The sequence below is a fragment of the Acetatifactor sp. genome, assembly GCF_982438285.1.
In genome coordinates this window covers 1-11,018 of record NZ_CEWDFQ010000076.1, presented here as the reverse complement: position 1 = coordinate 11,018, position 11,018 = coordinate 1, and the positions used below count along the sequence as shown (strand labels likewise).

Genomic DNA, 11,018 nt, shown 5'->3' with positions numbered 1-11,018 from the left:
TCCATATGGGGTGCCAGCTTCCCTATCATGTCTTTCAACTCCTGATACCTTCTCCCCGGCCTCCCGCTGTGGGGCAGAATACCGTGCCAATACTGCTCCGTCCCTATGCAGCAGCTTCTCCATCTGAAAAACACCACGCAGTCCGCCCCGTGGGCCACAGACTGGGCCGCCCAGGCCGCAAGCTGTCCCGGCATGGGACTTCTGCCCATGATCTGCCAGCCCGTCATGCCGGACTGCTGCTCCATAATCCAAAAGGACTGCCCCTTAAAGCCCCTGGTCATATCCAGATTGGCCGCCATAAGCACACCATCCTCACTGGGCATCTTTCCATAGTATCCTCCGGGATACTGGTCATGGCTGGCAAAGTCAAGGGACCTTGTCAGATCAAAATAATTCACCTTATCCGCAAACCCCATACAGTTGTGGGTGATAAAGTGGTGGGGACATATCCTTCTTATAATGTCAATTTGAACCTGCTGAAACTCCACCACCAAATCCGAACAGAAGCACTTCCAGTCCAGCATGGCGGAGGGATTTTCCCCTGTCACCGTCACAAGAGGCGTAAACACCTCCTCAAAGGAATTATACTCCTGGCTCCAGAAGGCCGTCCCCCATGCCTGATTCAGCGCCTCCACAGTGCCGTATTTTTTCTCCAGCCATCCCTGAAAGCTCCTTCTGCAGGAGGGACACATACACAGATCCCCGTGGGAATTGCCCAGTTCATTGTCCGTCTGCCAGCCTGCCACATTTGGATTTTCGGCAAAATGCGAAGCCATGGCGGTCACAAGAGCCTCCACATACCTGCGGTAGACAGGATTGGACTGGCAGTCATGATGCCTGCCGCCAAAGCCTCTTCTTCTGCCCTGTCTGTCCATGGGAAGTATCTCAGGATATTTGTTCACCAGCCAGGCCGGGGGCGCGGCAGTAGGCGTGCCGAGTATCACGGAAATGCCGTATCTGCCAAGCAGGGAAACAGCCTCATCCAGCCATGCAAAATCATATTCTCCTTCCCTGGGCTCCATCTTGTGCCAGGAAAATTCTCCAAGCCTCGCTACCTGTATGCCCATTTCCTGCATAAGCGCCGCATCCGTCTCCCAGCGCTCCCTGGGCCAGTGCTCCGGATAGTAATCCACTCCAAAATGTAAGCCGCTCCAATCTCTTTCTTTTTTCATTTTCCGCCCTTTCTTTTCTTTTATTCTTATTCTAGCAGGCAATTGCGAAACTCGCTCCCTGATATCAGAAACTGGGCATAATAACCAAAATAAGGGTGACTAGCTACTGCTTCGGAACCCGTTTTTGGTTATTATGACCAGATTCGTGGCTTTGTCAGCGAGTTTCGCAAACGCCTAATTCTTATTCCGGTTTTACAATATTTCTCTCATGCCTGTTCCTGCCGCCACAAAAGATCTGTGGGCGGCAGCTCCTCACCCCTGGTCAGATAAATTCTGTCATAACGCAGACCTGAGCAAAGAGCATACAAGGACAAAAGATGCTCTCCCGAAGGAAGCTGTTCCCGCCACAGGGGTACATACCGGTAGATCTGCTCCGCCTCATACCTCCAAAGACAGCCTCCACCGTAAAGATGCTCCCGGGAAATAGGTTTCCCATCCACGCCTGCTGCCAGAAACGCCTCCTCTTTATCGTTGAACTTGGCAAGCAGCCACAAAGTGTAAACGCCTCCGTCACACCGAACCCTGTAATTTAAGGAAGGGGCTTCCTCCGTGCCCTCCCACACAAGCCCCGGCTGCCTGATGTACATGGCAAGTCCGCTCCGCCCATAGGATTCGCTGCTGCAATACCTCCAATGTTTTCCCATGGTAAAGGCATAGGGACTGAAAGCCAGCGCCGACGCTGCATCGATCCGTATGCTTCCATCCCTTTCCTGGAACACTGCGCTGCCCTGAGTGAAATAGTATTCCGGTTCCACCTGGCCAGCGTAATACGCATCCTTTTTCACAAGACCTGTAACCGCCAGTCCATCCTCCTCCTTTTCCACCTGGGCATACACAATAGGTCTTGGCCTTAGGTCAATCTCTCCATAAAACTCCCTGGACCATGCTTCCACATTCCAACGCCTGGGAAGGGACTGTTTCCCCTTCATACCCACAAAATTATTCTCTCTGCGCTCTCTGGTATAAATCACAAAACGCGTAAAGGCAAAATATCTGTCTACCCCATAAAAAGAAATCTGGTGTTCTCCGGGTTCAAGATAAGGCAGCTTAAGATACAATCGTTCCACATTGTTGAGCACATTACGCTTCCAGGTTCCTCTCCACTCGTCAGTACTCTTGGATTCCACGATCTGGATAGAAGAGCCGTCAACCGACACACCGATGCGGATGCGGCCTGCGGAGTCAAGGGAAGGAAATCTGTGGATTTCCAGCAGAAATTCTCCTGCAGACGTCACATAAAAGGGGTAGGAAAGGGGTGTCCTTCCTTCCAATGTGCTTTCTGCAAAGTTTTCGGCCTCCATCAGATTTCCCCAGCCTCTTCCCAGCCGTCTGACCAGATGAAAATCCGGACTGGCCGCTCTGTCAGCCTCCACGCACACTATGCCGTCCTCCTCCAGATTTCTGCAATGGGTGGGAACCGAACGAATCCTTATGGGAATCTCCACACAGCTTCCATCCGCCAAACAACGGACAAAAATGCTGCCTTGTCTGTCCTCCTTAACATCATCCACCTGTACCAGAATCCTTTTTTCTGTTTCTGTCCTTCCCCTGACAATAAAAGTGCCGTGCCGGGAGCCGCTGACTTCGGGATATGCTTCCGCAAAGCCCTCCCCGGCAAAGTCAGGCAGACGCACAAAATCCGGCGCCTGTATTTCAAACTCAAATTCTCCATCCGTCCCGTTTCCGATCTCAAACCACTTGACGCCGGGTTTTGTAAACAAAAGGGATTCTTCCTCATTCCAGACAGTGACAATCATAGGACTTTTGCCATCTTCTCTTCCCTTCAGGGAAAGGGGAGGGGTGCACACTGGCAGCATGGCCGCCCTTGGAGGTGGAAACCCTTCCGGATTTAAGATGCCGTCCCATTTTCCCCCCGCCATTTTTTTATTATAGTAATAAATAAGCTTTCTTCTGGCATCATCAAAGGCTCTGCAAAGCCCCACATACTCTGCGGCTGCCTTAAGCTTTCCCTGAGTGCAGGATAAAGTGCTTCTGTCCCCATAGTAATACTGCAGATTGGTAAAGTAAGCCGCATGAATCCGCAGAAGCACCAGCTGGAAAAAAGCGTCCTTTTCTTTCTCCTGCAGTCTCTCATACAAGGCATTTCCCCGGTCAAACAGTTCCTCGTACCTGTGGATGCGCACCGCCGCCTCATCGCCGTAGGCAGTCTGGGAAAAAGCGTCCGTGTCCATATTTTCCAGCTTTCTCACATTGGTAAGCTGGGAGAAATCATTTAAAAGCTCCGCCGCTTCCCTTCCTATGCCGCCCTGGAAATTTTCGTCAATCCACTGTGCCGTCCAGGCCTCCACATCCCGGGTGGAATCCGTCTCCTTTCCTATATCCCAGGCAAGCTGCAAAAAGAACGTGATCTCCTGCTCTAAGGGCTTTATGGCGCCGCAGTTGAGCACCCACAGCTTGCGGATTCCCTGTTCGTAGGCCTTTTTCAGCTCGTTTCTGGTATGCGCCAGGGGAATGGAGCACAAAAACACATAAGACATGCTGGGGGGCGCCCAGTAGGAATTGTGGTAATAAATCCCGTTTCCCCCGCTTCTTTTCTGCTCCTTTTTGGATGGATACCGACGGATATAGCCATAATTGTCATTGGACCATACCAGAGTGATGTCCTCCGGCACCTCAAGCCCTCCGTCATAGAGAGGAAGCACCTCCTTGTAGGGCACAAAGGTCATCATGGTATCCCTTCCCAGGGTCTTTTCCAAAATATTCCTCTGATCCTTGATGATCTGGGACAAAAGCTGTATCTTGGCCTCCTTCTCCTCCTCCGGCGTATGATACACAAGAGCGCTGGTCTCAAAGCCGGAGTCGTGGATTCCTCTCATGCCAAGCGTGTAGCACGTCTCAAAATCCTTGTTCTGCTCCACGCTCTCCTGCCAGTATTCCTGCAGAATTTCCCGGTTTCGGCCTGGCAGAGAATAGTCATAGAGCACATTTTCATATCCCTTTTTGGCAAGCCAGGGCTTCCACTCTCTGTTGTTGGAGCGCATCAACATATCACAGTGGCTTGTTCCCACCACGATTCCCATCCTCTCCGCAAGGGCTCCGTTTTCCTTTTTAACATTAAAGGAATTCACATGCATGGCAGGCCAGATATAGTTTCCCTTCAGCCTTAAGAGAAGCTCAAACACCTTCTCATAGGTTTTCACCCCGATGGTGTCCTCCCCCATATGGCCCTTTACCCAGTCCTCCAGCTCTTCCTCGTCATTGATAAAAATTCCTCTGTACTCCACAGAAGGATAATCCATTTTTTCAAATCCTTCCGGCAGCGAAAACGCCTGTCTTTCCCTGACAGGCACATCCGCCCAGAACTGCCAGGGAGAGACTCCAAGCATCCGGCAAAGCTCATAGATTCCGTACACCGTCCCTCTTCTGTCACTGCCGGAAATAAACAGCCTGCCCTCCTTTACCAATAAAAGATACGCTTCCTTTCTGACCATTCCTTTCTCATCAAAAAGCGCCTTAAGCTCTGCCCGGTTTTGAGAAGCCTCCCTCAAATCCTTTAAGGTCTCAATGAAAATATGGGCTTTCCCTCCATCCTCTGTGGAAGCTGCCGAAATTCCAAGCACACGGCCGATATCCTTCCTTAAATTTTGAGAAGCTATCTTCACCGCTTCCGGCTCGTCTTTTCCCACAAAGATAAGGCATGGCTCATTCTGGGTTAATTGAAAGCTCATCTGTTTCCACCACCTTATCCGCATACTTGATCCGGTAAATCCTTCTTAAGGAATCATTGATACGCTCCTCGGAAATGGTGCCCTCCTGCACCGCCTGAAGCACACCATTGTAGGCTGCTTCAAAGTCCTCCGGCATCAGCAGCATATCGCAGCCGGCCCGCAGTGCCAGCACAGCTGCCTCATCTGCTGAATAATACTGGAAAATGGCAGACATATTCAAGGCGTCCGTGATAATAACGCCATCATAATTCATCTCATTTCGCAGTATATCCGTCACCACAGCCTGGGAAAGAGAACAAGGCGTATTGTCTCCGGTTAAGGACGGCGCAGCCACATGTCCCACCATAATCATTTCCGCCCCAGCGTCAATTCCGGCCTGGAACACAGTAAACTCCTGTGCCCTGAACTCCTCTGCACTTCTATCCGTAGCGGCCAGTCCGTCATGGGTATCCTGGATTGAGCTTCCGATTCCCGGAAAATGCTTCAGGCACGCCGTCACATTTTGCTCCGAAAGTCCCTGTACCATCGACGTTACAAAAGGAGACACAGCGGCGGCATCCGAACCGTAGGAGCGGCCTTCCATGACGCTGTTTTCCACATTTGCCAAATCTGCAACCGGCGCAAAATCAAGGTTAAAGCCAAACTCCGCCAGATAGCCCCCTATGGTAAGTCCCGCCTGGTAGGCGTTGTTGGGATCGCCGCTCTCTCCTATGGTCTGGGCAGAATCCACCGTCTGGCCAAGACCTGCGTCCGCCACCCGTGCGACGCTTCCGCCCTCCTCATCCACAGCAATAAACAGCGGATACTTGGTATAAAGCAGTGTGTTGTCAATCATCTGGGTCAGCTGATCTTTCGACTGTATGTTTTTGCTGAAGTAAACCAGTCCGCCCACCGCATATTGTGCTAAAGCTTCCTGGGTTCCCTCCCCGGCCTGCACTGCGGCGGACACTCCTGTGATGGCCTCCGGCTCCACAATAAACAGTCCTGCCACCTTATCTTCCAGGGGCATTACCTCTATCCCCGCATTTACGATTTCATCCAGCCTCTGCTCGGAACTGAGCTCTTCCACCGGCTCTGACGGCTCCTGCATCTGTATGGTTTCCTCAGTGGCCAGTATTTCCTCCACCTTGGCCTGATTGTCCACTGCCGTCTCCTCCCCCCTGCTGTTTTCTGCAAGGAAGCGCACCAGAAACACAATGCCGGCAGCCACTGCTGCAATCATTAAAATCAATACTATGTATGCGGCAATCTGGTTCCTCTGACGCCTTTTTCTGCGCTCTTCTCTCCTGTCTAGCTGTGTCTGATTCTTTTGTTCCATGGCCATCCTCCAAATAAGCTTTCTCTCGTCCAGAACATTATAACTTAAGTCCTGCCCTTTTTCTACTGGAAAAAGCTTGTCTGCAGGCTACATTCTGAAAATTACCAGATTCTCTTTCAGTTGGTCCGCAAGTCCGGTAAGCTCCTTGGAAGAAGCCTCCAGCCCGCTCATGGTATCGCTGACGCCCTGTACCGTCTCCATAGTGTCTCCGGCAAAGGACGCGGTCTGCCCGGATATCTGGGCAAGGCCCCCCACTGCGGTGCGGATGGCCGCCCCGAAGCCGCCCAGCTCATCTATACTCTTTTTGATCCCTTCTATATGGGTAAACGAATTCTCTACCCCCCCGGGAAACTGCGGCATACTGCTTTTTTGTATCCTCAAGCTTTTCCTGCTGGCGCTCCATGCTGGAGGTAACCTGCCCCATGATCTCGACCATCCTCTGAGAGGTCTTTAAAATTTCTTCCGCCATCTGCTCAATTTCCCTGGCCGAACTGTTTGACTGATCTGCCAGCTTGCATATCTGCTCCGCAACTACACTGAAGCCCCTTCCCGATGCTCCCGCACGGGCGGCCTCGATGCTGGCATTTAAGGACAAAAGATCCGTCTCCTCCGCAATAGAGCGTATCATTCCCACCGCAGCATTAATGCTTTGCACAGATTTATTCATGGCTGTGATCTGCTCTGCCGCTCCCTGGACAAAATCCCTTGTGTCCGCGTTGTATGCGCTCAGCTCATTGATATTTTTTTCTGATTCCTTTTCCGCCTGGTTCATCTGCCCGGCATATCCCGCAAGGGAATCCACCTCCTCCGTGATTTTGGCAATCTGCTCCCCGATCTTAATCACATTGTCGTTTGCTTCTGCTGTCCCCTCCGCCTGGGTCTTTGCCCCCGACGCGATTTCTCCCACGGCTCCTAAAACGCCGCCCACGGCGCTCTGGGTGGTCTGCGCCATATCTGTCAGCTTATCCGCGGAAAGGACTAAATTATCTGTGGATTCCTTTATATTGTTTACAATATCATATAACGCCTGCCTTAAGCGCACGCAGATCCGGTAGATGTCTCCCAGCTCGTCCTTCTTCTGAAGCAGCCTGGCATCCGGCTGCGCATCCAGCTCTCCCTTCATGATCCTTACAAGATATCCCTTGATTTTCTGCATGGCGGAAACCATTCTTCTGGACAGGATCATCACAAGCGCCGCCGCTATGACCACAAAAACCAGAGAAAAGATCACCATCTGCAGAATCTGCCCGTCTATCAGCTCTCTGACTGCAGAGGCCTCCATGGCGGCTTCCACTGCTCCGATGACAGAGCCGTCCGAATTAACCAGGGGCTGATAATAAACATAATATTCCCGCCCGCTGATCTCAGAATCCTTTAAAAACAGAACCTGTCCCTCTCTGATTTGGGCATACTGCTCGGATGCAATCCCTGTTCCATTAACCCTGGAGCCGTTCTCATTCTGAATAGTCGTGATCAGCCTCATATTGTCAAAAAAAAGCGAGACCTCAAAGCCCGTCTTTTCCTTCAGGCCGTCGATCAGCTGCGTATCGCCTGAAATAGTCGCATCCCCCTTTGTGACCCTTCCGCTCTGGCCCTTCTTGTAATCCCCCTCATACAGATTTGTATACGTCTCGTTTACGCTGGCAGCCACAATCTGCAGCGATTTCTCAATTTCCCCCTCGATTCCCGTCTGGAGCGCTCTGGCACTGTAAACCGTGATCACAGCGCACAGCACCAGCATAGGTATCTGGCAAAGCGCTACCAGCTTTTTGGAAAAGGACAAAAAACGTTTTCTTTTCACTTTTCCCTTAACAACAGTTTCCTTCGGTTTTTTTCCTTTCACCTTTATCCCTCTTTTCTTTATAAAACTTGGAGCACATCCTTTGAATCTCATATTTTATACAAATTCCGCAAGTTTTTTTTGCGGAATCTGTACAAAATCCCCCAATCTTCAAAAGGCACGCTTGTAATAGACAAGTGTATTGTATCATTATTACACAAAATGTTCAATCTTTAAGATTGCACAGAAATCCGGTATGTCATTGCCAGCAGAACTGTACAGTATATAATTCCTGACATCATTTTCAAATACAATATATTCATATATTGACAATATAGTGTGTCATACAGTATAATGCCATCAGGAGGTGACGCTGATGGGAGAAGAAAAAGATTTATTATCCACCTTGCTTTTGGAGCTTCGCAGAGGAACGCTGACAATCAGCGTACTCAGTCAGATGAAGGAGCCAAAATATGGATACGCTTTGGTACAGAGTTTGGAAGAAAAAGGCGTTGCCATTGATCCCAACACCTTGTACCCTCTCCTTCGCCGGCTGGAGAATCAGGGGCTTTTGGAAAGCAAATGGGAAACCTGCGGTGCGAAACCGAGAAAATATTATCAACGGACAGAATATGGAACGGAAATTTATGAGAAGCTGAAAACATATTGGCAGAATTTATCCGCCGGAATGGAGCGGCTGTTAAAGGAGGAAGAAGCATGACACCAAATGAAAAAGACTATATGGACCGATATATTTATCAGGTGATCCGCCGGCTTCCAAAAGCTCAGCGAGAGGAAGTGCGTATGGAGCTGGAAGAGCTGATCAGCGATATGTATACGGATAAGGGCTCCATGGAAGAGGTGCTGACTGAGCTTGGCGATCCTGCTGAATTTGCCAAACAATATCAGAGCGATCAAAGATATCTGATTGGGCCGGAATATTTTGACACCTATCTGTGGTTTGTCAAGGTGGTTTTCATCTGCGCTGCCATACCCATTTTGGGGATTTCTCTGATAAGTGCCATAGGAGAAATGCCCGCAGTTACTTCGCAGAACGCTGCCCCTGTCATTATCCGCGCTATTGTCGACGGTCTAATTAATGGGATTACGGATGCCCTCCTGTCCTGTGTGGCCGCATTCGGTGCAGTGACCTTGACTTTCGCCATCATGGAGAGAAAAAAGATTCAGTTAGAGATGAAAAAAGCGGAAAAATGGTCCGTAAAAAGCCTGTCAGAGGAAAAGAAAACAGCGGCCTTCCGGTGGACGCCAAAATTTTTGGAGCCTGTGCCCGATAAAAAAGCGATTATAAGCCGGGGAGACAGCATTGCAGGCATTGTGTTTATCGTTATTTTCAGTGTATTGCTGATTTTTGCCCCCAATTTCTTTGCTGCGTTCCTTACGGAAGGCGAAACCGTAACAATCGTACCCGTTTTCAATCTGGAGCAATGGGGAATCGTCCTTCCCGTCTTTATACTAAGCCTGCTGATTGGTCTTGCAGACGAGATATTGCGCCTGATCGTCGGGGTCTACTGCAGTCTGGTAATGATCAGTAATATAGTGTGTGGGGCACTTCAAATTCTGCTTGGCATTGTTGTGCTGAAGGTTTTACCCATTTGGAATCCGAATTTTGGGCTTGAGCTTGAGATGGCATTGGGTGATAAAGCAGATTCCGGCGCTGAATTTCTCACTTACTGGAATGCCGATATGGTATCCAATGGACTTCTTACATTTATTGTCGCAATTACCCTGTTCGAGATAGGTGTAACCGTATACAAGACACTCCGTTACGGTGTTTCCATACGAAATGAGAAGAATCTTGGGGCGTAGACAAAAATAGTTGGTTTCTATTTCGCACGTTGGAGTTTCTCAACGCAGAAATTATTCCTCTACACCTTCACTTTCAAAGAACTGTGCAACAGTCATGCACTTTGGATGTTCCATGCCCAGACTAAGAAAATCTTTGTCTCCAGTGAGAATGATATCTACATCCGACACAATGGCTGCATTTAAGATAGGCTGATCCTTCGCGTCGCGTATAAGCTTTTCCGCATAGTCTACCGCAGGAATTAACTCATAGGACATTTCTGCAAGCAGCACCTCCGCATCTGGCAGATATTGCGGCGCTTTCCGTCCAAGAATATCCCGCAGCTCCGCAATGTTTCGGTCACATAAAACAATTTCGTGATTATCCGCGATATAGAATAAGGCCCTTGCCGGTTTTGAGCAAGGAAAGACCAATGCGGAAAACAAAATGTTTGTGTCTATCAGTATCCGCATTTACCGTTCCTTTCCGTAGCGCACTTCATCTATAAGCGCCTGAACATCATCTTCACTGGAAACTCCCATCGCTTCGGCTGCCCCGGCGAAAGCAGCCTGCGCTTTTCGGATAGCCGCTGCCGAAGCGTTGCTGACAACAATTTCCCCATTTTGATTTTGGAAAAACAGCATTTTGTCACCGGATTTCAGACCAAGCTGCCGCCGGATTTCCACTGGTACAGTGATTTGACCGTTTGCAGAAATTTTCGCCAAATTCATATAAATCACCCTTTCTATTCTTTAAATCTCAAGTTTCCTTTAGCTTTGATTTTATTATATCCCATGTGTTGGAGAAAGTAAACTTCAAAAACACAATGTCCAGCTGGAGAAAGAAAAACTTATCTTAAATTTCAATCTTTCAATGTAAAAGAGCGTATCGATTATCTTTCAATCAATACGCTCTCTCAGACTGCTGTATCCAAGGGACCTTCCTCCATTTTCTTTCTTCCATTTCTTCTTTTGTTCTCTTTCCACTTCTCTTTTGTACTAGCGTACTGTAACGTCCAATGTCTTTCTTCTTTTGCGATTCGTTACCTTTTCTTCTGTGTACTTGATTTTTCTTTTCTTTTGTTCCTTATTCATTTGTACATCAATGGAAGAATATTTTTAATTTATATGATACATAAAATTATGTGTTAGGTGGACCGTACCTCCTTTGCTTAGATTTTTTCTACAGCTTTTCTTTGCTGTTCAGCCTTCCTCTGCTGTTTTCTTTTTCTCTTTTCTTTTGTTGATTTTATTAT

General features: G+C 49.0%; 9 protein-coding genes. 2 read left to right on the top strand and 7 right to left on the bottom strand.

From position 1 onward, the window contains the following. From AC1WIP_RS05665 to AC1WIP_RS05645, 5 genes are all read right to left on the bottom strand, one after another. On the bottom strand, window positions 1-1,172 hold a 1,172-nt coding region (locus AC1WIP_RS05665), incomplete at its 3' end, for a beta-galactosidase (RefSeq protein WP_481140911.1). A gap of 206 nt (window positions 1,173-1,378) precedes the next feature. Continuing rightward, window positions 1,379-4,861 carry a glycosyl hydrolase 115 family protein gene (locus AC1WIP_RS05660; RefSeq protein WP_481140910.1) on the bottom strand — a complete coding sequence of 1,161 codons (3,483 nt, stop codon included), beginning with the start codon at window positions 4,859-4,861 and terminating at the stop codon, window positions 1,379-1,381. After that, window positions 4,836-6,179: a glycoside hydrolase family 3 N-terminal domain-containing protein gene (locus AC1WIP_RS05655; protein ID WP_481140909.1), complete on the bottom strand. Its 1,344-nt coding sequence runs from the start codon at window positions 6,177-6,179 to the stop codon at window positions 4,836-4,838. Before AC1WIP_RS05655 ends, AC1WIP_RS05660 begins: the two co-directional genes overlap by 26 nt. Window positions 6,180-6,266: 87 nt before the next feature. Then, window positions 6,267-6,539, bottom strand: coding sequence for a hypothetical protein (locus AC1WIP_RS05650; protein WP_481140908.1), 273 nt, complete (start codon window positions 6,537-6,539; stop codon window positions 6,267-6,269). After that, window positions 6,469-8,022 carry a methyl-accepting chemotaxis protein gene (locus tag AC1WIP_RS05645; protein WP_481140906.1) on the bottom strand — a complete coding sequence of 518 codons (1,554 nt, stop codon included), beginning with the start codon at window positions 8,020-8,022 and terminating at the stop codon, window positions 6,469-6,471. Before AC1WIP_RS05645 ends, AC1WIP_RS05650 begins: the two co-directional genes overlap by 71 nt. Before the next feature lie 313 nt (window positions 8,023-8,335). Here AC1WIP_RS05645 and AC1WIP_RS05640 point away from each other — a divergent pair, with 313 nt between their 5' ends. Next, a complete protein-coding gene (locus tag AC1WIP_RS05640) occupies window positions 8,336-8,680 on the top strand; it encodes a PadR family transcriptional regulator (RefSeq protein ID WP_481140905.1) in 345 nt (114 codons plus the stop codon). After that, entirely contained in the window at window positions 8,677-9,786 is a 1,110-nt protein-coding gene (locus tag AC1WIP_RS05635; protein WP_481140904.1) for an HAAS signaling domain-containing protein, read from the top strand. The genes AC1WIP_RS05640 and AC1WIP_RS05635 overlap by 4 nt, the downstream gene beginning before the upstream one ends. A 51-nt stretch (window positions 9,787-9,837) precedes the next feature. On the opposite strand, the gene AC1WIP_RS05630 is transcribed toward AC1WIP_RS05635, so the two are convergent. Continuing rightward, a complete protein-coding gene (locus AC1WIP_RS05630; protein WP_481140903.1) occupies window positions 9,838-10,236 on the bottom strand; it encodes a putative toxin-antitoxin system toxin component, PIN family in 399 nt (132 codons plus the stop codon). Continuing rightward, entirely contained in the window at window positions 10,237-10,494 is a 258-nt protein-coding gene (locus tag AC1WIP_RS05625; RefSeq protein ID WP_481140902.1) for an AbrB/MazE/SpoVT family DNA-binding domain-containing protein, read from the bottom strand. Between the last annotated feature and the right edge of the window lie 524 nt (window positions 10,495-11,018).

Coding starts and splice junctions, on each gene's coding strand:
- AC1WIP_RS05660 (WP_481140910.1), bottom strand. CDS start 4,861: ATGAGCTTTCAATTAACCCAGAATGAGCCATGCCTTATCTTTGTGGGA.
- AC1WIP_RS05630 (WP_481140903.1), bottom strand. CDS start 10,236: ATGCGGATACTGATAGACACAAACATTTTGTTTTCCGCATTGGTCTTT.
- AC1WIP_RS05655 (WP_481140909.1), bottom strand. CDS start 6,179: ATGGAACAAAAGAATCAGACACAGCTAGACAGGAGAGAAGAGCGCAGA.
- AC1WIP_RS05650 (WP_481140908.1), bottom strand. CDS start 6,539: ATGCCGCAGTTTCCCGGGGGGGTAGAGAATTCGTTTACCCATATAGAA.
- AC1WIP_RS05640 (WP_481140905.1), top strand. CDS start 8,336: ATGGGAGAAGAAAAAGATTTATTATCCACCTTGCTTTTGGAGCTTCGC.
- AC1WIP_RS05625 (WP_481140902.1), bottom strand. CDS start 10,494: ATGAATTTGGCGAAAATTTCTGCAAACGGTCAAATCACTGTACCAGTG.
- AC1WIP_RS05635 (WP_481140904.1), top strand. CDS start 8,677: ATGACACCAAATGAAAAAGACTATATGGACCGATATATTTATCAGGTG.